Origin of the sequence: Metabacillus crassostreae, from assembly GCF_016908395.1 — a bacterium.
In the GTDB taxonomy this organism is placed as follows: Bacteria; Bacillota; Bacilli; order Bacillales; family Bacillaceae; genus Metabacillus; species Metabacillus crassostreae.
In genome coordinates, this window is sequence record NZ_JAFBDU010000001.1 from 592,066 (window position 1) to 616,621 (window position 24,556).

30 protein-coding genes, 1 pseudogene and 1 riboswitch are annotated in these 24,556 nt (G+C 32.0%); of the genes and pseudogenes, 26 read left to right on the top strand and 5 right to left on the bottom strand.

The window, feature by feature from the left end; all coding sequences use genetic code 11:
- Positions 1-4: 4 nt before the first annotated feature.
- The 4 genes from JOC75_RS03295 (at position 5) to JOC75_RS03310 (ending at position 2,819) form a co-directional block, all read left to right on the top strand.
- Positions 5-862, top strand: a complete 858-nt coding sequence (locus JOC75_RS03295) for an ATP-binding cassette domain-containing protein (protein ID WP_204952677.1) — start codon at positions 5-7, stop codon at positions 860-862.
- Positions 859-1,509, top strand: a complete 651-nt coding sequence (locus JOC75_RS03300; RefSeq protein WP_204952678.1) for a hypothetical protein — start codon at positions 859-861, stop codon at positions 1,507-1,509. The genes JOC75_RS03295 and JOC75_RS03300 overlap by 4 nt, the downstream gene beginning before the upstream one ends.
- A gap of 209 nt (positions 1,510-1,718) precedes the next feature.
- A complete protein-coding gene (locus JOC75_RS03305; protein WP_204952679.1) occupies positions 1,719-2,126 on the top strand; it encodes a hypothetical protein in 408 nt (135 codons plus the stop codon).
- A 186-nt stretch (positions 2,127-2,312) separates the two neighbouring features.
- Positions 2,313-2,819, top strand: a complete 507-nt coding sequence (locus JOC75_RS03310) for a MepB family protein (protein ID WP_204952680.1) — start codon at positions 2,313-2,315, stop codon at positions 2,817-2,819.
- 54 nt (positions 2,820-2,873) lie between these two features.
- Here the strand turns inward: JOC75_RS03310 and JOC75_RS24450 are convergent, their stop codons facing one another.
- Positions 2,874-3,329: a UPF0715 family protein gene (locus JOC75_RS24450; RefSeq protein WP_204952681.1), complete on the bottom strand. Its 456-nt coding sequence runs from the start codon at positions 3,327-3,329 to the stop codon at positions 2,874-2,876.
- Between the two features lie 240 nt (positions 3,330-3,569).
- Between JOC75_RS24450 and JOC75_RS03320 the strand changes: the two genes are divergently transcribed.
- The 3 genes from JOC75_RS03320 (at position 3,570) to JOC75_RS03330 (ending at position 5,469) form a co-directional block, all read left to right on the top strand.
- Positions 3,570-3,905, top strand: coding sequence for a hypothetical protein (locus JOC75_RS03320; RefSeq protein WP_204952682.1), 336 nt, complete (start codon positions 3,570-3,572; stop codon positions 3,903-3,905).
- Between the two features lie 212 nt (positions 3,906-4,117).
- Positions 4,118-5,017 carry a PhzF family phenazine biosynthesis isomerase gene (locus JOC75_RS03325; protein ID WP_204952683.1) on the top strand — a complete coding sequence of 300 codons (900 nt, stop codon included), beginning with the start codon at positions 4,118-4,120 and terminating at the stop codon, positions 5,015-5,017.
- A gap of 131 nt (positions 5,018-5,148) precedes the next feature.
- On the top strand, positions 5,149-5,469 hold the full coding sequence (locus JOC75_RS03330) for a VOC family protein (protein ID WP_204952684.1): 321 nt from the start codon (positions 5,149-5,151) through the stop codon (positions 5,467-5,469).
- Here the strand turns inward: JOC75_RS03330 and JOC75_RS03335 are convergent.
- On the bottom strand, positions 5,456-5,905 hold the full coding sequence (locus JOC75_RS03335; RefSeq protein ID WP_204952685.1) for a hypothetical protein: 450 nt from the start codon (positions 5,903-5,905) through the stop codon (positions 5,456-5,458). The genes JOC75_RS03330 and JOC75_RS03335 overlap by 14 nt on opposite strands.
- A 179-nt stretch (positions 5,906-6,084) precedes the next feature.
- Between JOC75_RS03335 and JOC75_RS03340 the strand changes: the two are divergent.
- The 3 genes and pseudogenes from JOC75_RS03340 to JOC75_RS03350 all read left to right on the top strand — a co-directional run bounded on the left by JOC75_RS03340 (position 6,085) and on the right by JOC75_RS03350 (position 7,235).
- Positions 6,085-6,621 (top strand): annotated as a pseudogene (locus JOC75_RS03340) (ATP-binding protein).
- Between the two features lie 121 nt (positions 6,622-6,742).
- Positions 6,743-7,018, top strand: a complete 276-nt coding sequence (locus JOC75_RS03345) for a hypothetical protein (RefSeq protein WP_204952686.1) — start codon at positions 6,743-6,745, stop codon at positions 7,016-7,018.
- Positions 7,019-7,097: 79 nt separating this feature from the next.
- Positions 7,098-7,235: a hypothetical protein gene (locus JOC75_RS03350; protein WP_204952687.1), complete on the top strand. Its 138-nt coding sequence runs from the start codon at positions 7,098-7,100 to the stop codon at positions 7,233-7,235.
- Positions 7,236-7,514: 279 nt separating this feature from the next.
- Here the strand turns inward: JOC75_RS03350 and JOC75_RS03355 are convergent, their stop codons facing one another.
- On the bottom strand, positions 7,515-7,970 hold the full coding sequence (locus JOC75_RS03355; protein ID WP_204952688.1) for a VOC family protein: 456 nt from the start codon (positions 7,968-7,970) through the stop codon (positions 7,515-7,517).
- Between the two features lie 77 nt (positions 7,971-8,047).
- On the opposite strand from JOC75_RS03355, the gene JOC75_RS03360 reads away from it, so the two are divergent.
- The 11 genes from JOC75_RS03360 (at position 8,048) to JOC75_RS03410 (ending at position 17,753) form a co-directional block, all read left to right on the top strand.
- Positions 8,048-8,956: a helix-turn-helix transcriptional regulator gene (locus tag JOC75_RS03360; protein ID WP_204952689.1), complete on the top strand. Its 909-nt coding sequence runs from the start codon at positions 8,048-8,050 to the stop codon at positions 8,954-8,956.
- Between the two features lie 451 nt (positions 8,957-9,407).
- Positions 9,408-9,770, top strand: a complete 363-nt coding sequence (locus tag JOC75_RS03365; protein ID WP_204952690.1) for a DUF5412 domain-containing protein — start codon at positions 9,408-9,410, stop codon at positions 9,768-9,770.
- A gap of 222 nt (positions 9,771-9,992) precedes the next feature.
- Positions 9,993-10,955: a helix-turn-helix transcriptional regulator gene (locus JOC75_RS03370; RefSeq protein ID WP_204952691.1), complete on the top strand. Its 963-nt coding sequence runs from the start codon at positions 9,993-9,995 to the stop codon at positions 10,953-10,955.
- A gap of 74 nt (positions 10,956-11,029) precedes the next feature.
- A complete protein-coding gene (locus JOC75_RS03375; RefSeq protein ID WP_204952692.1) occupies positions 11,030-11,662 on the top strand; it encodes a type 1 glutamine amidotransferase family protein in 633 nt (210 codons plus the stop codon).
- Positions 11,663-12,119: 457 nt separating this feature from the next.
- Positions 12,120-12,677: a cysteine hydrolase family protein gene (locus tag JOC75_RS03380; protein WP_204952693.1), complete on the top strand. Its 558-nt coding sequence runs from the start codon at positions 12,120-12,122 to the stop codon at positions 12,675-12,677.
- A gap of 335 nt (positions 12,678-13,012) precedes the next feature.
- Positions 13,013-13,582, top strand: a complete 570-nt coding sequence (locus JOC75_RS03385; RefSeq protein ID WP_204952694.1) for a GNAT family N-acetyltransferase — start codon at positions 13,013-13,015, stop codon at positions 13,580-13,582.
- Positions 13,583-14,237: 655 nt separating this feature from the next.
- The gene (locus tag JOC75_RS03390) at positions 14,238-14,723 is read left to right on the top strand and encodes a hypothetical protein (protein ID WP_204952695.1); all 486 of its coding nucleotides are present in this window, start codon (positions 14,238-14,240) and stop codon (positions 14,721-14,723) included.
- A gap of 262 nt (positions 14,724-14,985) precedes the next feature.
- The gene (locus JOC75_RS03395; RefSeq protein ID WP_204952696.1) at positions 14,986-15,684 is read left to right on the top strand and encodes a polysaccharide deacetylase family protein; all 699 of its coding nucleotides are present in this window, start codon (positions 14,986-14,988) and stop codon (positions 15,682-15,684) included.
- Between the two features lie 203 nt (positions 15,685-15,887).
- Positions 15,888-16,454 carry a P-loop nucleotide/nucleoside kinase family protein gene (locus JOC75_RS03400; protein WP_204952697.1) on the top strand — a complete coding sequence of 189 codons (567 nt, stop codon included), beginning with the start codon at positions 15,888-15,890 and terminating at the stop codon, positions 16,452-16,454.
- A 187-nt stretch (positions 16,455-16,641) separates the two neighbouring features.
- The gene (locus tag JOC75_RS03405) at positions 16,642-17,070 is read left to right on the top strand and encodes a GNAT family N-acetyltransferase (RefSeq protein ID WP_204952698.1); all 429 of its coding nucleotides are present in this window, start codon (positions 16,642-16,644) and stop codon (positions 17,068-17,070) included.
- Between the two features lie 77 nt (positions 17,071-17,147).
- On the top strand, positions 17,148-17,753 hold the full coding sequence (locus JOC75_RS03410) for a hypothetical protein (RefSeq protein WP_204952699.1): 606 nt from the start codon (positions 17,148-17,150) through the stop codon (positions 17,751-17,753).
- Between the two features lie 945 nt (positions 17,754-18,698).
- Here JOC75_RS03410 and JOC75_RS03415 read toward each other — a convergent pair.
- Positions 18,699-19,607: a LysR family transcriptional regulator gene (locus JOC75_RS03415; protein WP_204952700.1), complete on the bottom strand. Its 909-nt coding sequence runs from the start codon at positions 19,605-19,607 to the stop codon at positions 18,699-18,701.
- Positions 19,608-19,738: 131 nt separating this feature from the next.
- On the opposite strand from JOC75_RS03415, the gene JOC75_RS03420 reads away from it, so the two are divergent.
- Together JOC75_RS03420 and JOC75_RS03425 are read left to right on the top strand one after the other, a co-directional pair.
- On the top strand, positions 19,739-20,296 hold the full coding sequence (locus JOC75_RS03420) for a flavodoxin family protein (protein ID WP_204952701.1): 558 nt from the start codon (positions 19,739-19,741) through the stop codon (positions 20,294-20,296).
- 1 nt (position 20,297) lies between these two features.
- Positions 20,298-21,251 (top strand): quinone oxidoreductase family protein, encoded by a 954-nt coding sequence (locus JOC75_RS03425; RefSeq protein WP_204952702.1) that lies wholly within the window; start codon positions 20,298-20,300, stop codon positions 21,249-21,251.
- A 655-nt stretch (positions 21,252-21,906) separates the two neighbouring features.
- Here JOC75_RS03425 and JOC75_RS03430 read toward each other — a convergent pair.
- Positions 21,907-22,038 carry an anti-repressor SinI family protein gene (locus JOC75_RS03430; protein WP_204952703.1) on the bottom strand — a complete coding sequence of 44 codons (132 nt, stop codon included), beginning with the start codon at positions 22,036-22,038 and terminating at the stop codon, positions 21,907-21,909.
- A gap of 27 nt (positions 22,039-22,065) precedes the next feature.
- Positions 22,066-22,149: riboswitch (cyclic di-GMP riboswitch) on the bottom strand.
- 241 nt (positions 22,150-22,390) lie between these two features.
- On the opposite strand from JOC75_RS03430, the gene JOC75_RS03435 reads away from it, so the two are divergent.
- The 3 genes from JOC75_RS03435 to JOC75_RS03445 all read left to right on the top strand — a co-directional run bounded on the left by JOC75_RS03435 (position 22,391) and on the right by JOC75_RS03445 (position 24,310).
- Positions 22,391-23,215 carry an MBL fold metallo-hydrolase gene (locus JOC75_RS03435; protein ID WP_204952704.1) on the top strand — a complete coding sequence of 275 codons (825 nt, stop codon included), beginning with the start codon at positions 22,391-22,393 and terminating at the stop codon, positions 23,213-23,215.
- A 136-nt stretch (positions 23,216-23,351) separates the two neighbouring features.
- Positions 23,352-23,801, top strand: a complete 450-nt coding sequence (locus tag JOC75_RS03440; protein WP_204952705.1) for a DinB family protein — start codon at positions 23,352-23,354, stop codon at positions 23,799-23,801.
- A 152-nt stretch (positions 23,802-23,953) separates the two neighbouring features.
- Positions 23,954-24,310, top strand: coding sequence for a VOC family protein (locus JOC75_RS03445; RefSeq protein ID WP_204952706.1), 357 nt, complete (start codon positions 23,954-23,956; stop codon positions 24,308-24,310).
- Positions 24,311-24,556 lie beyond the last annotated feature (246 nt).

Genomic DNA, 24,556 nt, shown 5'->3' on the forward strand with positions numbered 1-24,556 from the left:
ATTTATGGATACAATCGTACTTAGCCATATACATAAAAACATTAAAGGAAAAGAAATATTAAAAGATGTGAATTTAGAAATAAAAGGTTCGATTGGTTTGCTGGGGCCAAATGGAGCTGGGAAAACAACTTTAATGAGGATTTTAACAACACTTATAGATCCAAGTAGTGGGACAATTCGCGCTGGTCAACTTTTGTGGGAAAATAAAACAGAAGTTAGGGAACATATTGGCTACTTGCCTCAACACTTTTCAATGTACAAAAATATGACGATTATGGAATGCCTCAATCATTTAGCCTTACTAAAGGGAATTGATAAAGGAATTAGGCAGGATGTTATCCATTCAACGTTAGAAGAAGTCAATTTACTTAATGTCCAATCAAATAAAATTAGACAATTATCTGGTGGGATGCTCAGAAGGGTTGGAATAGCACAAGCTTTATTGGGTAACCCTAAGCTGCTTGTCGTAGATGAGCCGACAGTAGGTCTAGATATTGAAGAAAGAGTACGCTTTAGAAGCTTGCTTAGAAAACTAGGTAAAAACCGTAATATTGTTATATCTACACATATCGTTGAAGATATTGAAACAACTTGTGATCAAATTTGTATTTTAAAGAATGGTAAAGTAATTAAATTTGGGACGAAAACCGAGATATTGAGTTTAGTAAGAGGTAAAGTAGCAGAAAAATCATTTCTACTTGATCAAGTAGATTTAGATTCTTTAAGAGTAATCTCTACAAAGGAAAGTGGAGATAAGTATATCGTCAGGTACTTTACAACAAAAGGTGAAGATGAATATATTGTAGAACCAAGTCTTGAGGATGCTTATTTATACTTTATCCAAGAAGAGAAAGAAATATGAAGAGTATAAGAAAAATTGATTTCTTCTTTGAAATCAAATCAATGGGGCTATCAGCCATTCTTCCACTACTAGCCTTACTTTTTTTGGTTTTCTTTAATTACTCTGAGCTAGGACCAGAAATCGCAAGAAAGTTATCTATATTTATTGAATTTGTCATATGTCCACTTGCAGCATGGTGGTGTATGTATTTGTTTATTGATTATTATGAGGATAATATGGGAGAAGTACTGTTTACGTATCCTGTGTCTATTTTCTTTCATGGAGTACTACGTGCTCTAATGTTTCTATTGTGTTTTTTGGCTTTATTTATAATTTGTTTGTTCCTTATATCTCAAAGACATGAAGAAATTTTATTTAGTATACAAGTTTTACAATATATTCCCCAAAGCATTCTTTATGGTGCGCTAGGCTTTTGTTTAATAGTCTTAACAAGAAATATTGTCATCCCAATTCTATGTATTGTAGGTTATGTAGCAGGTAAATACTTTACTGGTGGATCTAAGTTAATGCCAGTTTATAACATAATGTTTTTTGATATAGAAAGCTCCTATCAATTATTACTAGAAAAGGCTTTAATAAACATTGTTTTCGCATTTTTACTTTTTGTATTGAGCCATTTTATATTAGCGAGAAGAACTCTTATATAATCTTTCAGGTCCACCATATAAACTAATAGAATTGATAAAGTAAACACTTTGTTGTCAGCTTTAATATAATTACCATTATGTAAAGTTGAAGATTGACTTTTTAAGTGAATAATAAAACTTTAAAAATATAATTGGATATTTTTGTTGATGTATTCGTAAGAGAATAAGTTTCCTATCATCTCTATTAAAATAAAGAAAGGAGATTTAATTTGAGGAAAGTTATTTTTGGGGTTCTTCTTCTACTATTAGTTCTAACAGGATATAGCATCCTTAATAAAGTTCACCATAATGTAGAACTGGAGAAATCAATATATTCTATAGTAGAAGATATAAATAATACTGAAATACGTATTAAAACATTAGCTAATTTTGATTGGGATAAAGGTTTCCTTTTTAAACCTTATAGTTCTCAGAAGCTTATAGATGAACAATTAAATGTTCATTTTAGGGATCCTAGTAATATTGATTGGAGAGACGATATATATCTTTTGGTTTTCATGAAAGAGAATGAAGTAGTTCAATATGCAGAGATAGACCGTCAAGGCGCTGATTTTAAATTGAGTGAAAAGGAGTATCTTACTCCTTCCGATGATGTAGTAATTATAGAAAGATATTAGGAATATTTTAGTTACAAACGAAGTTGTATAGCAAGACTACTTTATGTGCTACAGAAGCAAGTTCTAGAGAGAAAGCATTAAAGATTCAAAGGAGTACTTTATGTTGGTAAAGGCAATGTTTGAAATTAGGATAATCTTACTTTAATAGAGCATTAATCTTGTTCATAAAAATAAGGAGTATAAGTAGTGAATGAATTTTACGAGGCGTTAACATATGTAAATAAAACATATTATGAGCCAAATTACTTCATTATAAAAAATATTCGAGAAGAAGAACAAAATTCTGACTACGGAGCGGGTGTATTTCAGTTAAACTCGAAATCGGTTAGGTTTAGAGTAGCAAAGAAAACACCTACTAAAATAGGACAGTTTGTTGCTTTTTGGGAAAAAGATAGGAATCATAAAAACCGAGCTTTTTCGTATGAACAAGCTATTGATTTATTGGTTATCAATACATTTACTAGTAATAATAAATATGGACAATTCGTTTTTCCAAAGAAAGTTCTAGTGAAACAAAAAATCCTTAACACAACTACTACAAAAGGGAAAATGGCAATTAGAGTATATCCTATATGGGAACAACCTACTAGCAAACAGGCTATTGAAACACAAAAATGGCAATTAGACTATTTTGTTGAGTTGAATAATCCGAATGATTTACCAATACAAAGACTATTAAAGTTATATTCTTAATAGTCTATCAAAAATTATACTAAAATCCCCATTAAGTAAGAAATTAAGCTGTAGCTAATCACGAGCACTATGGAGTTTGTTACTAGCTATAACTTTAGTTTGCGAAAAGATAGAATCCCAAAACCAAAAAATAAGAGCTATGGAGAAACTAAATTTGTAATATCCTGCCATTTTTAATAAGTCAATTGACGATATTGTAAATAACACTATAGATATTATAAATAGAGCCACAAATGAACAAATAGTATAAAAGAAGAGATAAAATAAATTGAATTTCTTTGGATTACTATTTAGAAATATTTGTAAAGGTATTGCAAAAATTGAATATATAATAACACAGTATAAAGGAATTAAATTAGTGCTAGATAATAATAGGAAATAAAGGTATTCACCCTCTAGAATACTAATTAAAAGGTAGAAACAGAAAGAAGAAACTACTAAAATTAATAAACAAAGGGGAAATATTTTTACAATTTTAGTTATTATTTCATTAGACATTTTTATTGCCATTTCATTCTCCCTTTCAATTGCTATCGTTTTATAATTTAATTAATTTATTTATTTTGATTTTCTATATCGCTCACTAATATGACGATTCCTTTTATTATACCTTAATTTACCTTTTGCTATGATTTTAGTATGAAAATTTATGATAATGTGAAGTCAATCACTTAAATGCGGGAGGCTTGTTCAAGAGAAGTGCACAAAAATGATAGAATTATTTTATAGAGAAAGAAAGGTGGTCTGTGAGTGAGATTTATTATAAAAAAGTTAGTATCTCTAACATTAATAATGATTATCTCGGCCATTTTGGTTTTTTCCACTGCTTTCATTGACGGTAAAATGATAAATACATATAACGAGTTAGAAGAGAGTTTCCCTATGGAAATAGGATTTCCCGTAGGATTTGTTGAGCTGACTTGGGTTAAAATTGACCCACCTTTACCTTATTTTTATGGAATTAAGTGTTGTGGAACAATATGGCATCATGAGAATTTCTTACTTTCAATTTTAATAGTATTTCTCCTTTTATCCCTCTTATATTTAGTTTCTTATTTTGTGTTATCCAAAGTGAAAAAAAACTAATCTTATTTCAACTAAAGGGAACGAGTGTGAGAACAGTCGCTTTTTCTCTAACGGTCCAGGTTAATTGAACAATTAGACAACAAAGAAGGTGTTTCTGGAACAAGTAAAAACTTTTATTTTTTATTGAGATTGGACTATTTTTGACCAAGAAATTAAATCTAAATGGTAAAATAATGAAATATATATAATTTGATCTAAGGGGGGAATTGGTTATGAAGTCGATAACGGTTTATCATTATGATGCTTTTAGTAAAGAGCCTAACAAGGGAAATCCTGCGGGAGTAGTTTTAAACGGTGATGAATTGACAGATTTAGAAATGCAAGAGATTGCTTTCAAAGTTGGCTTTAATGAGACGGCTTTTCCAGTTAAATCAGATGTAGCTGACCTTAGAATAAGATTTTTTACACCAGGTCATGAAATGAATTTATGTGGTCATGCCACAATGGCAACTGTTTATGCTTTAAAAAGTAAAGGTTTATTGGGAGATAAAACAGAAATAACAATTGAAACAAACGCTGGTATTCTACCGATTAAAATTAGCACATCTGTTGATAGAGAAATAGTTATAACGATGAAACAGGCTTCTCCTCAATTCAATGAATTTACAGGTTCAAAAGAAGAATTAGCAAACTCAATAGGATTAAAAGAATCAGACCTTCATTCTGATTTGCCTATTCTTTATGGAAGTACAGGTACTTGGACTTTGCTAATTCCGGTAAAACAACTTTGTGCTTTTCAAAAAATGGTACCGAATAATAAACAATTCCCTGAAATTTTAAAGGAAATGCCTAAATCATCTGTTCATCCTTTTTGTCTGGAAACATATGATCCCAAAGCTGATATGCATGCTCGACACTTCTCTTCACCCTATTCAGGTACTATTGAAGATGCAGTAACTGGTACTGCTTCAGGAGTAATGGGGGCTTATTATGCAAAATACATAAAAAATAGTTTTATAGAACCTCTGAATCTTATAGTTGAACAAGGTCATGAAGTTGAAAAAGATGGTCGGGTAGTCGTACAAGTTTCCAAAAATAGTGAATCATTTGAAGTTCAAATTACTGGAAATGCAGTTTATGTTAAAGATTTTCAAGTGATGTTAGAAAATTAAAGTTTGTGTAATCATTGTACTTAAACAAAAGAGTGCGAGTGTTCAGTAAGAGCATTCGCTTTTTCACTAACCGTGCAGGATACTTATAAAAAGCTAGATCTTAAACTATTATTATGAAAGGAGAAGCTTAGATGGAAATCAAATCAATGACTTTACAAACAACTAAATTAACTGAAATGAAAGATTTTTATATTAACAAATTAGGATTCAATTTGACTGAAGAGAGTGATAACAGCTTTAGGCTTGCTGTCGGTAGTAGTGAATTAGAATTCACTTCAAATAGAGTAATTACAAGTAATCCTTACTATCATTTTGCCTTCAATATTCCTTCAAATAAATTTATTGAAGCTAAAAAATGGATAAAGGAGAGAGTAAGCTTAAATTTAGAAGAAGGACAAGATGAGATACATTTTACTAAACTGCAAGCCCACTTAGAAATCACTGAATACTGATATTCCCAACATATTGGGCATTTCCTTTATCTGTATTTAAGTCGAGCACTAAGGTGTAATCACCAATTTCCTTTGGTAGTGAAAAGGTCTGAACATCCTTTAACTCTAATTCAGTTTTTTGATCATTCTTCCACACTGAAATACTTATTCCTTTTCCACTCGGATTAAAATGACCATTCTCTAAGCTATATGAGGCTTCATCACCAGCTTTTAAATATAATGTATCTTGTTCCTTTGCAAATGAATAGATATTTTCTGTTTCTTTGTTATATTTACTGTCATGATACCAATCAATATTAGCTTCTGCTAACTCTATGGTTTCATCTTGACCATTCATTACAGTCACTGTCGGCGGAGAGAAGTCATAATCCTCCCCAAAACATCCCGTTAAGGAAGATACAATAAACAAACCTAAGATTAACATAATAACTCGCATTTCATTCACTCCTAAATCCATTTATCAATGCTTTAAATACTCCATTAATTTCATTTTAACAAAAATACAAGATTTTCCTATAGATATAATTAAAAACAGAAAATTGTTAAAATAAAGAGCGGAAGAGTAGGAGAAGCATATAGTTTTTTGTTACAAAAAAGTACCTTAGGAGGAGAACAATGAAAGAGAAAATTCACATAATGGGAGCATCGGGGGCTGGAACTTCGACACTTGGTTCTTCATTATCAAAAGTTTTGCCTCATACTCATCTTGATACCGATGATTTCTTTTGGACAACTAAATTCACTAAACAAAGAGAAGTACATAAAAGAAGACGGTTGCTTGAAAAAGATTTATCACATAATGAAAACTTTATTCTTTCTGGTGCAGTGTGTGGTTTGGGTGATCACTTTAAAAATTATTTTGACCTAGTTATTTTTTTATGGCTTCCACAAAATATAAGGCTTGAAAGGCTACAACAAAGGGAATTTCAACGTTATGGAAATGAAATATTAGCAGGTGGTAGTAAATATGAACAATCAAAAAGATTCTTAGAGTGGGCCTCTTTATATGATAGTGCGGGAATGGAAGTTGGAAGTAAATCTTTACACGAATAATGAATGGCAGACTTATCTTGTCCAATATTAAAAATTGAAGGGGATTATTCAGTCAATGAAAGAGTTGATATTGTATTAGATTATCTAAATACTAATTGAACTAAAAGGTGCGTAACTGAAAAGGTAACACAGATTTCGGGTAGGTTTTGACAGAAGGATGTTATTAATTCAACTTTGAAGATAAAGTCATTTCGATTATTAAAAGCCTAGGTGGTAGATTATGAATTTTGGTGCGTGGATTTTTTTCATTGTTGTAGTAGTAGGATTAATATGGTCTGTTAAAAACAAAAGGATTACAAAATTGGGCATGTCATTATTCCTTGTTATTGTCCTTGTATATTACTTAATTGCTTATATATTTAACAATGAAATCCTAAGTCCTTTTATCTTCAAAGGTGATAGTTTCACCATTAGTTTCGTAGGTGTTATTTTGTTATTTGGTACATATCATCTATTAAAATATGTAATAAATAAATTTTGGGAAATTAGTGGTTGATCTTCAACTAACAAAGTAAGAGTGTTCAATAAGAACAGTCGCTTTTTCACTAACGAAACAGGTATCGGGGGAGAATACGTTGAGAAAAGATAAAGATAAACCTGAGAAAAGTAAAATTGATACTGATGATGGATGGAATAGAGCGGTTTATGGAAGCCCAACAATAGGTGGATTTATTGTTGTTGTAGCAGTTATTTTATACCTGGTCTTCAAATAATTAAATTTAATTAACGGTAAGCGAGTGTTTAATAAGAACAGTCGCTTTTTCACTAATGGTTTTATGTTATACTGCAGTGTTTAGTACTCATTCCTACTATAAATTAATTTTCCTTGTCCAATTACATCCCTACTTCTAATAAAATTTCAAACTAAAATAAAAATAAAACAAGCCCTGCAATCACCAATCATAAAGGTAATTCAGGGTCTGTTAATAATGGATTAGAGTGGGTGTATCGTATTAAAATATTGCCGGGACACCCACTCTGATAATTCAAAATTAATCTACGAAACTATCTAGAAATTTACTCGCATCACTATTAAATTTCCACATTACATCAAATTTGTCGACTAACATTCCAAAACTTGCTGACCATGGGGTAGAAGATATCGGCATAATCACATTACCACCTTCCGAAAGCTTTTCGAAACATTGTTTATTCATTTCTGGATCAGCATCAATAATACTAATTAAGACGGTATTCCCTGTTGTGATTTTGCCTGCTGCAGCTTGCATAAAAGGCGGAACATCAGAGATCATTAAACTATTCCCCGAAAACTCAATACGAGATTCCATAATCATGTTTTGTTCTTCTTCCGTTAATGGAGCATTTGGATCTTGACCTAAAGCACCAAATCTCACCATTTTAACATTTGTTGCTTGTAATGCTTTTCCATAAAAGGCTATCGCTTCTTCTGCTCTTCCACCAAATTGTAGATAAGATATTGCTTTCATAATTTAATTCCTCCTTTTCATATTTGAAGTATAATAGGACATAGGCGACAACAGTATGTCGTATATGGGAGGGGAATATGAAAAAAATTGAACGACTTATCTCGATAGTGATGATCTTGTTACAAAAAGAAGTTGTGTCGGCATCAGAATTTAGTCGACTTTTTAATGTAACGAAACGAACGATTCAACGTGATATGGAAGCATTAAGTTATTCAAACATCCCTATTTATGCGGAATATGGTGCTGAAGGGGGATATGCGCTAATGGAAGGATATAAATTCGACAAACGATTACTAAATCACAACGATATTGAAAATATACTCATAGCTTTAGGTGGTTTTGAGGGACTAATTACGAATCAAGAGGTTAAAACCACTATTCAAAAAATCAAAGGAATGGCTAGCAAAGATATTTTTCCAAAACTTAATTTATCTTTTTATGATTGGGTTGGAAGAAGTGAAATTAAGGAAGAAATTTTATTTATCAAGAAGGCAATTGAAAATAATTGGTTAGTAAAGTTTGAGTATGTAGACCAAACAGGAAACATAACTTATAGAGTCGTAGAACCCTATAAATTACATTTAAGTGAGATGCGGTGGTATCTTATTGGTTATTGTGTAGAACGGGAGGATTATCGAACGTTTAAATTGACGAGGATAATAAATATCCAAAAAGACGGTTTTTTTGTCCCAAGGTCTGAAAAGGAATTTAAGGATGAAAAAAAACACAATGTACAACAAAATGTGGTTAGTGTACAACTAGCGATAGATGTTTCTGTAAGAGATCAATTTATCGAGAGGTACGGAAAAAATGCCGTTACAAAGGTAAATAAAAGAAGTTACCTTGCGACAATTGAATTGCCAGAGAATCAATTTGCCTACCAATTTATAGCTGGATTCGGTAATAAAGTTAAAATTATGAAGCCAAAAGGTTTTGTTTCTAAATATTTAAACTTTCTAGAGGACGCAATGAAACTTTACAAATAAAAATGTTATAGGTCAGTCAGCTTTTAAGATTCATGATGGATATCAGAAGGTCCAAATTCAATTTCCAACCTTTCCTCAATTATGAATTAAGTGACCACTATCATTCCACTATTTTCTCAATTTGTTCACTCATGCTTACTTTTACCCAACAAAACCTTGCTGTATTTGAAGTTTCCTCAAGTAATCTGTCAATTCCTCCTTTGTTTGAACTTTAATTAAATTCTAAATCCCCACTTTTGAACTTATCCTTTCGAATACAATATGAGTGGTTTCGCACATAGTAAAATGTAAGCGATCAAATAAGTGAAAATAAATGTTTACGGTCTGAAAAATCAGGAATCGTTGCAATAAGCGTTCCTGCATAAAGACAGGAGAGCTTTTTGTATATTAAATAAAAGGAAATTAATGTTAAAATGAAAGGGTAAGACTAGTTCCATGAGGAGAGAGTTTAATGAAAAAGGTTTTTAAAACGCTTATTACGGTCTCATTTTTATTTATTGCATTGGTCGGTTATGTTATTTATTGGGCCTTTTTTGATATGAATAGGTTACCAACAGGAGCATATCTAACAGAAGTTACCTCACCTGATGGAACATATACCCTAAAAGCTTATGTCGCTAATGGAGGTGCAACAACTTCATATTCAATTCGTGGTGAATTAGTTTTTAATGAAAGAAAAAGTAAAACTAAAAATATCTACTGGAACTATGAAGAAGACACTGCAAATATTTCTTGGACAGACGATGATACAGTAGTGATTAACGGACATTCATTAGATGTACTTGATGAAAAGTATGATTTTAGACGTGAGTAACTGCTAATTAAAATAAGGGATGTATTCCTTCTATAAGGAGTGCTTTTTTCTATGTTAATAAAAATAAATGTGCAGTTTAGTGAGAAGAGAAGGTATTAAACATTTACTAATTTGTCTAGCTCCTCATTATATAGAAAGCTATCAGAAAGGTACAGTTAATGAGTTATACCAATAATCGGAAATATATAATAGAAATTAAATTTCATATAAAGGTGGAATTATATGCCTAAAATTGACAATATGTTAGCAATTTTATGGATGCTTCGTTCAGGTGAAAAAATTACTGCAAAACAAATTTCAGAAAAGTTAGAGATGAATATAAGGACTGTGTATCGTTATATTGATACAATTTCAACAAGTGGCGTACCTATAATTTCGGAACCAGGACATAACGGTGGATACACTTTATTGAACAATTTTGTTGAGGCACCTCTTTTTTTTGATTTTGAGGAGCAAACTTCACTATTTCACGCTGCTGTTTTTGCAGAAGAAGCCGGATATTATGGAGGTGAAGCATTAAATAGGGCCATTTCAAAACTAAGTAAATACTCAAATCAAGAGCAGGAAACAAAGATAAACCAACATTTAACAAGTCTTGAAGTAATAAGTCGATTAAGTTCTCTCGCTATGGAACCTTTTTTGAAGGAGTTGGAGCTGGCCGTAACTGGCGGGTACTCAGTAAAAATTATGTACCATAAAAGTGGCGAAAAGCAATTAAATGATAGATTGATGAATCCGTACAGAATTATCTATTGGAATAATAAGTGGTATGTGATTGGATTTTGTCATCTTAGGAATGATATACGTAGTTTTAGAGTAGATCGAATTGAAAGTCTAATGCTAACCGAAAATAAGTTTAACCGACCAGAAAATTTTTCAGCACGTGACTTTTTTATGAAAAATCTTCTTCCAACTATAGAAGATAATGAAGGGTTTATTTCTTTGGTTATTAGTGGTGATAAAAATGTATTGGCTGATATTTGCCAACATTGGTTTTTAGGACATTATTTACAAGAACGGACTTCAAATCAAGCAGTTTTTCTTCTTGAGAAAGATATGATACATACATATGTACCTTATTTACTTTTACCGTACAATAAATCTATTAAAGTTATTGAGCCAATAAGTCTTAAGAAAAGACTTATTGAAGTTCTGTCGGAATTAATAAAATTTCATCAAGAATGATAACTTCCCTGACGTTAGCTGTCAGGGAAGTTTTATTATAATAGCTATATCAATTGTGATTGGAGTGTTATTGGATGCAAACAAAAAAAGTTTTTCTATATGTTTTTAATACAATGTCGGACTGGGAATATGGATATTTAATTGCTGAACTAAACTCAGGGAGATATTTCAAAAAAAATTTAGCACCTTTAAAAGTAATTACAGTAGGAGCTAATATAGAAATGATTACTACTATGGGAGGACTGAGCATAAAACCAGATATTTCCCTTGATGAATGTACTCTTGAGTGTAAAGATCTTTTAATTTTACCAGGAGGGACTACTTGGAGTGAAGAAATTCATAAACCTATCTTGGAAAGAATTGGCCAAGCTTTAAAGCTTGGCACTATTGTTGCTGCAATTTGTGGTGCAACTGAGGGCCTCGCGAATATGGGATACTTAGATACTAGAAAGCATACAAGTAATAACTTAGAATATACAAAAATGGTATGTCCTTACTATAAAGGAGAAAAGCTTTATGAGATGAGATCTGTAGTATCTGATGTGAATTTAGTTACTGCATCAGGAATAGCTCCTCTGGAATTTGCAATGGAGGTACTGAAAATAATGGATGTATTTACACCAGATGCATTACATTCATGGTATAACCTAAATAAGACTCATAAACCTGAATACTTCTTCCAGTTAATGGATTCAATAAATAGTTGATCTAAAAAAAGTAGCTTAGCAGATTCATATTAGTTTAAATAATAACCATGCTTTAGACAATGTCAAAGCATGGTTATTGAATATAAATTAAAAATGGTTATGGAGAAATGAAAAAGCCGAATTTCTCTTTTAATTAAAGATGAATTTGGGCTTTTTAGTATTGAAAATTTCTTAACGTTGCAAATCCGCATCTTCTTGATGGTACCCCAACAAGAACAGTCGCTTTTTCACTAACGGTGCAGGATAGTGAAATAACTAATTGACGATATGAGGTGTTATTTCAACTATAATATGTTAATATTTAACTGCCTTAAATTTCAACACTCAATTAGAGGAGAATCTTCGTGTAGGAGGTAGATATTATGAAAATGGAAAAATATATCGACGTTATAAACATTAAGGGGAAAATGTCAAATTAAATAAAAACGTTTCCCTAAATTTGAGAGGGGAAAATTATTTGAAGCAAATATTGTTAATCATTGATGCCCAGCAGGAGTTAATTGAAGGGAATCAAGAAGAAAGTGCTGTTTACAAAAAGGAACAACTTATCACAAATATCAATGTAGTGATTGAAAAAGCAAATAATTCTAATGTTCCTATTGTCTTTGTAAGGGACTTGGAGGTTGCAGAAGGAATAGGTAAAGGTTTTCAAGTTCATAAAAAAATTAATGTACCTTTAAATGCAACTTTCTTTGAAAAAACTGCAACGAATTCGTTCCATGGTACAGGACTTCTAAATCACTTGAAATCTCAGGAGATTGGACATGTTGTTGTAATGGGATGTGCAACTCAACACTGCATAGATAGTGCAGTCCGAACTGCAACTATTAATGGAATGGACGTCACCTTAGTTGGAGATGGACATTCTACAACAGACGGTGATGTTTTAAGTGCCGAACAAATTATAAATCATCATAACGAAACTCTTCATGGACATTACAATGTTGAAAACTTTTCCATTGTAAGAAATACAGAAGAAGAGTTATTTTATACAACACATAATTCATATAGGTAATAATTGAGTAGTAGAACAATATCCCAATTTCTTAGTTCGATTTAAGAAATTGGGATATTATCTTTGATATTACTTATTAAGGTAGAATGGAATATCATTTAAAATGTTAAAGTATGTGAACTATTACACTTAAAGTAACGGATGCGAGTGTTCAATAAGAACAATCGCTTTTTCACTAACCGGCAGAAAAGTTTAAATATATTATAAATACATAATAGTATTATATTTATATAACTTAAAGAAAGGTTTGATGTCTTAAGGCATATAAACTATATCAATTTAAAAATAGTAGGTTTTGCCATTAGGACCAGGTCTATACAGAGGAGAATGTCACATTGAAATTGACAGAAGGAACATTTGAGATTGTTTCAGAAACAGAAAGATTAGTAATAAGACCATTACAGAAAGCCGATTATGAAAATTGGCTAAATGAATTTGAAAACCGTTATCCATCTCAATATCGATACGATAACGGAAAAATAGATATGAGTGAGTGCACTCAGGAATGGTTTCATAATCTGGTGGATAAACACCAAGAGTTAGCACTTACAGATACTGCACACGTATTTGGAGTGTTTAGAAAAGAAGATGGTAGACATCTTGGCATGGTGGATTTTTCAACCTTAGCAAGAGATGACTTTCAATGGGGTAGGATAGGATACACAATTCATAATCAGTATTGGAGAAAAGGGTATGGAAAAGAAGCGGTAGAAGAAGCACTTAATGTTGCTTTTAATCATTTGAAATTCCACCGTATAGAAGCCCATATCAATTTAGATAATTCTGCTTCATTGAATTTAGCAGAGAGTGTTGGAATGAAGTATGAATGTACTAGAAAAGGGTTTATTTTTGAATTTGGAGAATGGACAGATAATCTCATTTATTATAAGAATTCTATTGAGTAATTTTCAAAAAAACTGACAAGGCAATTGTTCATTAAGAACAGTCGCTTTTCATTAACGTAGCAGTTTTCTTCAACGTAGATTTATAATTATAATTATTAAAAAACAAGAAAAGTTGGTATTAAGATGAAACTCGAAAACTTTAAAGAGACTATATTTGTAATTGGAACCTATACTTTTCTGCTTCTGTTCTTTTATAGTTTTATTGATACAAATTGGAGTAATGAGAAATTAAATTATTTCAAGCCATATATAGGTGCTCTCGGTTTGCTTGTTGTTGTTGGATATATGGAAAGGTCTTCAACAGTTTTATCAAAGAAAAATTATTTTTGGATTAAGATTTTCTCCATATTCTTTAGTGTGCTATTACAAGTGTCGTTTATATCTCGATAGAAATATAAACGTATGCTTATTGAACTAACGGTGAGCTTGAGTTATAACGGGAGTTTTTATGGACAGCTCCTGTTCGTTGGATCAATATCAAAAAGGTTAAAAAAAACAAAAATTCTTAAAACTAAAAAATGTGTCGATCTAGGAGGGATTGATGCTTTTTTTATTGAATTTCCTTATTTAGCTAAAGATGTAATTCGTGGAGGAAGTGAATAGTCTTAGGAAATTTGTAATGAAAATCAACGTTGATTAGAGAGAAGTGATAAATGTGGATTTAAAGCAGAGGGATTTTTCAGAAAAAGCACTGAACCATTTATTTGTCGGTAGCCAATTAGATGGAGTGAAATTCGGAGTAGGGCCTGGTTCTATTTTAATCAAATTTATGCATTATACATCTAATCAAGATCCTGATGAGCTTTGGATTAATATTGAGTCAAAATGGACGGTTTTTTCTACAGATATTAAAGATTTTCCTGTTACAGAAAACCAAATTGAGGATTTAACTGAAGATGAGGAATACAACTTAATCTTTAAACTACGAAGGGACAAAGTTGTAGAAGTTAAATTAGGTGAAACAATACCACATTTAATAATGACTTTCCAATCTGGTCTAACTTTGTTTGTAAACGGTCATCACGATTTTTATGAGTGTTGGCAAGCTGGAGATGGTGCTGGATTTGGTGGCGACCACTGGTTAATAGTTGCAACTCCTGGTAATGATATTGCTATTTGGGCACCTGATAGCTTTCAATAAAAAGATTCGTTATTATATTGCATTTCAACAATGCAGGTTAGTGATGAAACAAAACTCTCGAATACGAATGAATAATATTAACAGAGAGGGATTTGCTTGGAGGAATTTTCAATGGTAAGGGAAATCTTGGTTCACGAGGAAATAGATGAACAGGAGTTCGTTGGAATAATCAAGGGTATTGGTCAGGCTACTTCAATAAAGCATTTGTAATATATTAATCTGCAAGCGTTAAAAAATAGTCTTTGAAAGAAAGGAAACACGGATGAAAAAGAAATTAATATTTTTTAGCATTGGATTTTTGGTTATGGTTCTTTTATTCATAGGAACTTTTAAAGTTACAAAGTTAACAACCTTTCAATTTTTTGGAGGGTTAACATACCAAGTTGAAACGGAAGACAAAGTTATTGCTTTAACATTTGACGACGGTCCGACAAAGAATGTGGATCAGATTTTGCCATTATTAGATAAATACAAAGCAAAAGCAACTTTTTTCCTTATCGGAAATGATATTGAAAAATACCCTGAAGAAGCAAAGAAGTTGGTAGAAGCAGGGCATCAAATTGGTAATCACACCTATTCACACAAAAGAATGGTTTTAAAATCTCCCTCTTTTATTAAAGAAGAAATTGAAAAAACAGATGAGCTGATTAGAAAGTCTGGATATAAGAGCGAAATCGACTTTCGACCTCCCTATGGGAAAAAATTAGTGGGATTACCTTATTATTTAAATAAGCACAATAGAGAAACGATTATGTGGTCTTTAGAACCAGATACATATTACACCATTGCTGATGAAAAAGTTAATTATGTAGTGGAGAACATTAAACCAGGATCGATAATCTTGCTGCATCCCATGTACGATCAAACAGGTGTGTCAATAGAAGTGATTGAAGATATATTAAGAGATCTTACAAACAAAGGGTATAAATTTGTGACGGTGGACGAGCTTCAAGAATTATAAGTTAGCAATAAAATTAATTTAGCTTAAGCCCTTTCGTTCGGAGAGATATAGTAGGTAAAACAAGGATGATTGTTATATAGCTCTGTATCCCTTTTTCCTTCTTAAAGTAAGTGGCGTTACTACATTAATTGGTGACGCTTTTTTTCGTAAACTATAGAAGCAGTTTAGTGAAATTAACAATTAAATCAGAAGGGAAGTAATATATGATTATTTTAATAAGTGCTGTAAGTGCTACTGGTAAAACCTTGATGGCTCAAAAGTTACTAGAAAAATATCATATCTCTTATCTCTCTATAGACCATTTGAAAATGGGCTTGTATAGAGGAGATAAGAATTGTGGATTCACACCACTAGATAGTACCGAAGTCATTGGAGATAAGCTCTGGCCAATATTAAAAGGGATTATTATGACAAATATCGAGAATGAACAACATATCATTATTGAAGGATGCTATATATTGCCACACTATATGAAGAATTTTGAGATCAATTATTCAGAAAAAATCATTCCAGTATTCTTAGGTTTTTCGACGAATTATATTCGCGAAAACTTTGAAACAAAAATAGTAAAACATAGGAATAAAGTTGAACTCCGTAATTGGCCGGAAGACAGAACAGTAGAAGAACTAATCAGGGAACATAATGAATTCAAAACAAAATGTTTACAAGCAGATGTTAGGTATTTTGAAATCGAAAACGACTATGACAAAGAAATATTGAATGTTTATGACTATATAGAAGCTGAAAAATGGAGAATTGAATCTTTATAAATTGGAGCTCTCAAGTTATAGTTATTGAACTAAAGGGTGTGCGCGACAAGTTCTGCTATAAACGCTTTTGAGCGTGAAATGAAGGGAATACCTTCTAATAGATTCCAAGATTACAACCAAAGGTCAGATTGATGATGAAGAAGAATAAGCTATAATTTACATATTACTTATTAGAAAGAGGTTCCTTATGCAAGAAAATATTCAGGAATTAACATCACAAGAACAATGGATTGAGGCATTTCCAGTCCTAAACCAGCTTCGGACTGATTTAACCGAAGATTCCTATTTGAAGTTACTTCAGGAAATGCAGAGAGACGGTTATGTGTTATTCGCTCTTTATAATAATAATAGAATTGTCTCAGTGGCTGGGTTAAGTTGGAGAGTGAACTTCTATAATAAGAGACATATTTTTATCTATGATTTAGTAACAGATATAGAATATCGATCATTTGGATACGGTGAGAAATTACTATTATATATACATAGTTGGGCAAAAGAGCAAGGAGCAGAGTATGTTGCATTGGAATCTGGAATTAAACGAATAAATGCTCATCGATTTTACGAAGATAAATTTAAATATGATAAATGGTGCAATTCATTCAGAAAACCACTTTAGCGATAACTCTGTTGATACAGGGAGTTTGCACTCTATTTTGTTGAACTTTTTGTATTAAAGGAAAAAGGGGGTTCACAATGAGAAATTTATGTTACATATTATTATTTACCAGCTTTTTTTTATCAATAATGATAATAAACATTACAGTTTCTGCTACAAGTTGGGTTGGATTAAAACCACAAGACGTTGTTGAAAGAGCTGAAGTTATTGTTACTGGTAAATATGATTTTTCAACTAAGCCGAAACCAAGTGATTTTGTTTTTCAAGGTTTAGATTTCAATGTTATAAATGTTTATAAAGGGGATATTTCTAAACAATTTATGGCAGGCATTGACTATAATGATGTTGGATGGGCAGAGGAATTCCAAAGTAAAGGTGGCGAATTCCTTTTATTTTTAGAAAAAAGTGAGGATGCTGATTTCCTAATACCAGTTGGAAGTCCCAACGGTATGGTTCAAGTTACCAATGATAAAGTTGAACACCCAGATGAGGAAAGAAAGACCTTTTTCGAAGATTTTCTAAAAGCACAACCAGAAAAAACAAGTGTTTCCAAACTTGACGCCCATAAACAAGGTCAGAATGATGAGTCTTATATACTTTTATATGTTGCTACAGGTGTTTTAGTTGGTATAGGAGTAGTTTTCTTACTATATCTCTACATAAGGAAAAAAATTTTCCACTAACCGGGGCTTTAACTGAATATCTAATCTAATTTTAATGCTTCTTCAGTTGGATATAATTAAGAACAGTTTTGAAGATAGGGAGGAAACTCTCTATTATTTTTAAAGTCTTAAATTCGTGTAAAATATCCTTTTACACAACTGGAGTAAAAGTAGTTAAAACGTCTCAAATCCTTAATATTATTGGGTTGAGACGTTTTTTATTAGAGAAAGAATGAAAGGTAAGTGTTATTAATACGTCTTAGGGGATGAAGCTCCAAAGTCTATCTCTCTCTTCGCAAAACTAGAGAAACTCATTTTTATTGCATAGTAGACTCTTGCTTTGCCTTAAATAGGATATTAATTTTCTTATGATTTTGCATAGGCTTTTAAAAGGAAATATACAGGAAGATAGTAGTAAGGGCCAATATTTATTAAAAATTATTAACATGAATATCGATTAATGCAATCGATTTTTCAGTTTAGATGATGAGTATTTTTCTTGTTAATAACAGTTGTGTATGAATTATACTCTGGTTTGATTAAACGAAAAGGAGCTAAAACATGACTGCTAAAAGGTTACAAAACAAATGGGGGGATTTACGCCTGTTGGTGCTACATTTTTATGGGGAAGTGTTTTTCCATATTTCACATTAAGCTATGTAGCTTTATATATCCATCAAAATATGTTGGTGAACAGGTATTGTTTGCTGGGTATCGTTTTTTTCTAACATCTCTATTCGTTAAATTTTTCTAATGGCAACAAAATAAAGAATAGATTTTAAAAAGGGAAATTTTAACCCATTAGTATTTATTGGCTTTTTTCAAACCTTTCTTTAATATATTTTGTTCTACACTGGTCTAAGTTTAAGTACCGGTATTCAAGGTTCAATTATTGCGGGAAAAGTTAATCGAGAATAAAACAGAGAGCCCTAATCGTTTGGGCACTCTTCTTCTTTTCACATGAAATTAACGAGTGTTATTTTGAAATTCTATAAATGTATTACGTGTGAGTTCAATAAAAGCTCTTAATGGTGAAGTGACCCATTTATCTTTATGCCATGCAATTTGTGTGTGTATAGTAGATTCTAAACTCATCCAAGCTATTTCTTGCATTTTTCCTTCTTTAATCTCTTTTTCAACTACCATTGCAGGTAAAACTGCAATGCCAAGCCCTTCATTTACACATTGTTTTATGGCTTCTATACTTACAAACTCAAATTTATTTAAAATCGATAGAGTAGCAGTATGAAAGGACTCCTCTAATATCGTTCGGTAAGAGCACCCCTTTTCTGTAAGTAAAAATGTTTCATTCTCATAGTGAAGGGGAAATAGATAATTCTCTTTTGGTAACGGATAATCAGAAGCTACAACAACCTTGAGTTCTTCTTGAATCAATGTTTCAATGTGCAATGAATCAACAGGTCTTATCTTATCCATAATAAAAGCAATATCAAGCTTTCCCTCTAATAATTGTTCTCTCGCTTGCTCATTTGAGTAGGATTGTTTAAATACGATTTTTACTTTAGGAAACTGGTTTTTGAACTGTTTTAAAAGTAGAGGTATTCGATACGTACACTGACTCTCTTGAGCCCCAATGGTTAGCGTACCAGTTGGTTCTTCACCTCCCTTCACCACTTGCTTAGATTCTTCAGAGATCATAATCATCTTTTCAGCGTACTGCTTAAATTGCTTTCCGGATTCAGTCAAGATTAAGCGTTTACCCAAACGTTCAAATAAAGGTGTGCCAAGCTCTGCTTCCAGTGATTTTATTTGACCTGTTACACTCGACTGGGCAAAATTAAGAATTTTTGCCGTGTGCGTAAAGTTAAGAAGATCTGCTGCTGTTTTAAATGTAATCAATTGCTTTGTATCCATCTATTCACCTCTTTAATCGTTAAAAGCGATTGAGTCAATCGGAATTATTCGCTTTAATGATTTGGAAATCCATTATATGCTAAGTATAGCAAATAGTGAAAAAAATACGAGGTTTAAGGGGTGAAGATAGTATGTCTATTGTAGTTTTACATGGGAGTACTCGAAGAAATGGAAATACTGAAACCTTAACAAATCAAGCAGTATTAGGAGTGAAGGTTGAACACATTTATTTGCGTGATTATGAGATCAAACCAATTGAAGATATGCGTCATGAACAAAGTGGATTTGGTCATGTAAATGATAGTTATAACTCCATTATTGAACGTATCATGTCGCATAACATCTTAATTTTTGCTACACCAATTTACTGGTACAGTATGACAGGGAAAATGAAGAACTTTGTTGATAGATGGTCACAAACAATAAGGGATAAGAATATTCAAAACTTCAAGAGGCAAATGGAAAGGAAGAAAGCTTTTGTCATTGCAGTCGGTGGAGATGAACCCAGTATTAAGGGGCTTCCATTGATTCAACAATTTAAATATATTTTTGATTTTATAGGAATTGACTTTTCAGGATACGTATTAGGAAAAGGAAATAAACCAGATGATATTCTAAATGATCATCAAGCAATGTGTACAGCCTCTGTTTTAAATAAAACATTATTAGAACTAGAAAGGAAGGAGTAAGATGAAAGCACTTGTGATGGAAGGATTTGGTGGGGCAGAAGTGCTTAAGTATAAAGAAGTTCCTTATCCAGTTATAGAAAATGGTGATATTCTCGTTCGAACAGAAGCAATTGGTTTAAATTTTGCGGATATCTATAGAAGGAGAGGTGGATATAAACTGGAGGGAAATATTTTAGGGTATGAGGGTGCTGGAATTGTAGAAAAAGTTGGGGAAGATATAACCGATTATAAAGTAGGAGATCGTGTGGGATTTGCAGATGTTCCCTATGCCAACGCTGAATATGTAAAAGTCCCAAAAGACCAAGCAATACCACTTCCAAAGCATATATCATTTGAAACCGCTGCAAGTATATTGCTTCAAGGATTAACAACAGACTTTTTAATTCATGATAGTTTCAAAGTTCAAGAGAAGCATACTGTCGTGATTCACGCTGTTTCTGGTGGAGTCGGTCAGCTTCTACTTCAAATGGTGAAAAATAAAGGTGCAAAGGCTATTGGGATTACATCAACAGAAAAGAAAAAAGAAATGGCATTAAACTTAGGGGCTGATGCTGTTTTTCTTAGATCAGAGGAATGGAAAAATCTTATTATGAAATGTAATAATGGTGGTGCAGATGTTGTCTATGATGGAATTGGGAGTACATTACTAGATAGCTTATCCATCGTAAAACCTGGTGGTACGGTTGTCTTTTACGGAACGGCTGGAGGTGACCCTGCCCCAATAGATCCTAAAATGCTTATTGCGCAATCAAAGACACTTGCGGGTGGTGACTTGTGGAAAATGGTGACAGAGAGCGAGGATAGAATAAATAGATCAAATCGTCTTTTTGATTTGATAACAAGAAATAAAATTATCCTTTCTTCCCCAACGATATTTCCATTACCACAAGGTTCCGAAGCACATCGTTTTTTAGAAAGTGGACAGAGTACAGGTAAGGTGTTACTCATACCTTAACAGCAGATAGTTATATTTACATTTTCATTCTTAATACAACAAACATAGGTTGTTGTATTTACACCTTAAGAATTTAATTCTACCAATTTAGTAAGGTAAGAAAAATCTAAGGCTTATGCTATTAGGACTATAAGTAAAACCAAGTTCTTTCTATGTAAATAGTAATTCAATAAAGGAAGTTGAACAAGAAATAATTGATTTTAGCTATTTCTTTGTTGCGCAGTACAACGTTATTATGTAATCGAAAAATGCATTCAACAATCCGAAGGGTGAGATATTGGAGTTACTATTTCACAATATTCTTAACCTAAATAGATGCTTATCAGTTAGATATGATAGCAATCAGTTTTAAAAGAAGGGGTGGAAACTCCCTAATAGTTTCGAAGATTAACTTCGCGTTAAATATCTATTAACACAACTAAATAAATGTAGTTAAAACGTCTCGAATCCTTGATATTACTAGGGTTGAGACATTTTTTTATTAGGAAAGAACGAAAGATAAGTGTTATTAACACGTCTGGTCCGATGAAACCTCATAGTCAGTCCTTTATTTTTCTTCCGCAAACAGATCAAATTGTTTAGTAACGTGTATAATTCGTAGTAGAAATAAATTGCGACATAAAAAAATAGCTAAGTTGCACCTGAAAAAAAGACCTTAAGAAGGTCTATAAGAATTGTTGAGAAAATCTTTAATTTCTTCAGCGGAAATTCCCAATTCTAATGCAATTAATATTAAATCAACCCATTCTTTGTCTAGGTTATTTGCGCTTACTAAAGAACTTAACATCTTTACCTCCTAAAAATAATAACTATTTTAGGTAGTCCAGCAATCATAGTTCTACACCTTAGATCTGTAACTTTGCGTCCCGTTCTTTCGAAAGGTTTGCCTTTATCTGTTTAAAATTGTAAATAGTATAGTTGAATATTACTGTATTTAATGGAAGAAATAAACAAATACAAAGTGACATAAATCTACAATATTAAACAATTTAAGTCGCTTTTCGCGAAATACTTGAACTAAATAGCCTTGTTAAACTAAAGTGCAGGATTATTAAAGATGAGCATTTAATTTCAAAAAATTACCTATTTCTAATATGATAGTTTAGTAAAGTTTTTATTTATGATAAGGGGGAAACGTTTTGAATAACTATATTTGTGAGACTTGCGGAGTTCAATATGCAAGATCTACACAAGAACCAACTAAATGCATAATCTGTGAGGAAGAAAGACAATACGTTAGTTCTAAAGGGCAATCTTGGACTACATTAGAAACGATGATTGAAGGTGGTACATATAAAACTCTGGTGAATTCTGAAGAAGAAAGTCTTTATAGTATTAATACGAATCCAAGTTTCGGGATTGGACAAACAGCTTATTTAATACAGAATAATGAATTTAATTTGCTGTGGGATTGTATTACATATTTTGATCAAAATACCATCAAAACGATTAATGAACTAGGTGGAATTGATGCGATTGCCTTATCACATCCTCATTATTACTCTAGTCAGGTTGAATGGGCGGAAACTTTTGATGCTCCGATCTATATACACGAAGATGATAAAGAATGGGTGACAAGAAAAAGCGAAAAAATCATTTTCTGGTCAGGTGAAACCCTTGAATTAAATAAAGGCCTTGTTCTTCAGAGAATTGGTGGACATTTTAAAGGCGGTACCGTATTAGAATGGAAAAATGGCAATGGGCAAAACGGAATTCTACTTTGTGGAGATATTATACGTGTCGTAGCTGATCAAGAATGGGTAAGTTTTATGTACAGCTATCCTAACTTCATCCCATTGCCAAGTGCGACTGTTGAGAGAATCTCTAATAGGATGAATGAATTTAAGTTTACTCGCTTATATGATGCATTTCATCGCGTCATAAGAGAAGATGCCGCTCAACGTATACATAGATCAGCAAACAGGTATGTTGAAGCAATAAACGGAAAATTGTTTAATACATAAAACTTAGTTCCAACCTTTTTCTGCTTCAACTAAAGGTAGGTATGTTATATCTAACCTAATACTCCTGATGGGAACGAGTGTTTCTGTCCAGTCTTTTAGTATATAACTACTTATTATTTTTATAAGGGAGAAAACCATGAATAAAACTTTAAATCAATATGGTAAAACGATTGATGAAGTTTTGAAATTAAAAGAAACTTCTAGAACAAAGCTATGCGAAGCTATAAGTGAAGGGAAATGGTCAATTAGAGAGATCGTGGGTCATCTATATTATTGGGATAAATTCAATCTAGAAAAGATGGTGCCGTTAATGGTTCAAGATGCCGATTTACCGAAGTTCCCCGACCATGACCAGCATAATGGAGAGGCTATGACCTTTCTTAAAGATTACTCAGTTGAAACGATCATAAATCATTTTGTTCTTACTCGAAAGGTATTATCTGAAATATTATCTAGTATAGACGGGGATATTAGGTTTACTATTGGTGGTGGTAAAAGAAAGTTCTCAGGAGAAAGCTTTGTGAAAATTTTCGTAAAACACGATGCTCACCACTTAAAACAAATCAATGAAAAATTAGATAGTTAATTGTAGTGCGACCTATGTTGATGGCTAACGGTGAGCTTTATTTTTAAAAAAGGTCATATAAGTGAGAATTTAGAGATTGATAATTTAAGTTATAGTTAACCAAAACAACATACTGTGATTTGGTGGGTTAAAATTTTAAGGGATTTGATATTATGAGTAGTATTTCAAGTAAGGCTGGAGCAATATTTATTCCTGTAAGTAACGTTTTACATGCACGAGATTGGTACTGTTCCATACTAAACCTAGAACCGAATTATGAAATTATAGCTGGTCATTTATGTTGTATTCCATTTGATAATAATGGATTGAACCTTGTTCTAGACAGTAAGATATATAACAAAGAATCGCTATATAAAAATCCGGCATTCCATTTCAACACAGACGATATACATAAGGCTTATCAATCTCTCAAGAAACATAATGTGGAATTTGTTACAGATATAGAGAACGGACATTGGTTTAATTTTAAAGATCCTGATGGGAATTTATTAATGGTATGCAAATGTTAGGAAACACCTATCGATAATAAGAACAAAAAAGTATTAAAACAAAGCTAAAAGCCTGACTGTTGATTTTAGCGACGAAAATTTGATTGATAATAGAAGATTAAAAGTGTTTGATCATGTTTTGCAAACTATCTTAGATACATCAATTCTACTAAATTTTCAAAAAGCTGTTCAAAGTTTATAACCGCATCTAATTCCGATTAAAGCCTTTGCTTATGATTCTTGGGATGATATTGTATTGCCTTTATT

Bases quoted from the DNA above. Each gene is read 5' to 3' on its own strand.
- JOC75_RS03300 (WP_204952678.1), top strand. From the start codon at position 859: ATGAAGAGTATAAGAAAAATTGATTTCTTCTTTGAAATCAAATCAATG.
- JOC75_RS03405 (WP_204952698.1), top strand. From the start codon at position 16,642: ATGCAAGAAAATATTCAGGAATTAACATCACAAGAACAATGGATTGAG.
- JOC75_RS03445 (WP_204952706.1), top strand. From the start codon at position 23,954: ATGAGTAGTATTTCAAGTAAGGCTGGAGCAATATTTATTCCTGTAAGT.
- JOC75_RS03330 (WP_204952684.1), top strand. From the start codon at position 5,149: ATGGAAATCAAATCAATGACTTTACAAACAACTAAATTAACTGAAATG.
- JOC75_RS03430 (WP_204952703.1), bottom strand. From the start codon at position 22,038: ATGTTAAGTTCTTTAGTAAGCGCAAATAACCTAGACAAAGAATGGGTT.
- JOC75_RS03415 (WP_204952700.1), bottom strand. From the start codon at position 19,607: ATGGATACAAAGCAATTGATTACATTTAAAACAGCAGCAGATCTTCTT.
- JOC75_RS03355 (WP_204952688.1), bottom strand. From the start codon at position 7,970: ATGAAAGCAATATCTTATCTACAATTTGGTGGAAGAGCAGAAGAAGCG.
- JOC75_RS03395 (WP_204952696.1), top strand. From the start codon at position 14,986: ATGAAAAAGAAATTAATATTTTTTAGCATTGGATTTTTGGTTATGGTT.
- JOC75_RS03420 (WP_204952701.1), top strand. From the start codon at position 19,739: ATGTCTATTGTAGTTTTACATGGGAGTACTCGAAGAAATGGAAATACT.
- JOC75_RS03410 (WP_204952699.1), top strand. From the start codon at position 17,148: ATGAGAAATTTATGTTACATATTATTATTTACCAGCTTTTTTTTATCA.
- JOC75_RS03360 (WP_204952689.1), top strand. From the start codon at position 8,048: ATGAAAAAAATTGAACGACTTATCTCGATAGTGATGATCTTGTTACAA.
- JOC75_RS03425 (WP_204952702.1), top strand. From the start codon at position 20,298: ATGAAAGCACTTGTGATGGAAGGATTTGGTGGGGCAGAAGTGCTTAAG.
- JOC75_RS24450 (WP_204952681.1), bottom strand. From the start codon at position 3,329: ATGGCAATAAAAATGTCTAATGAAATAATAACTAAAATTGTAAAAATA.
- JOC75_RS03440 (WP_204952705.1), top strand. From the start codon at position 23,352: ATGAATAAAACTTTAAATCAATATGGTAAAACGATTGATGAAGTTTTG.
- JOC75_RS03325 (WP_204952683.1), top strand. From the start codon at position 4,118: ATGAAGTCGATAACGGTTTATCATTATGATGCTTTTAGTAAAGAGCCT.
- JOC75_RS03335 (WP_204952685.1), bottom strand. From the start codon at position 5,905: ATGCGAGTTATTATGTTAATCTTAGGTTTGTTTATTGTATCTTCCTTA.
- JOC75_RS03370 (WP_204952691.1), top strand. From the start codon at position 9,993: ATGCCTAAAATTGACAATATGTTAGCAATTTTATGGATGCTTCGTTCA.
- JOC75_RS03365 (WP_204952690.1), top strand. From the start codon at position 9,408: ATGAAAAAGGTTTTTAAAACGCTTATTACGGTCTCATTTTTATTTATT.
- JOC75_RS03400 (WP_204952697.1), top strand. From the start codon at position 15,888: ATGATTATTTTAATAAGTGCTGTAAGTGCTACTGGTAAAACCTTGATG.
- JOC75_RS03295 (WP_204952677.1), top strand. From the start codon at position 5: ATGGATACAATCGTACTTAGCCATATACATAAAAACATTAAAGGAAAA.
- JOC75_RS03345 (WP_204952686.1), top strand. From the start codon at position 6,743: ATGAATTTTGGTGCGTGGATTTTTTTCATTGTTGTAGTAGTAGGATTA.
- JOC75_RS03375 (WP_204952692.1), top strand. From the start codon at position 11,030: ATGCAAACAAAAAAAGTTTTTCTATATGTTTTTAATACAATGTCGGAC.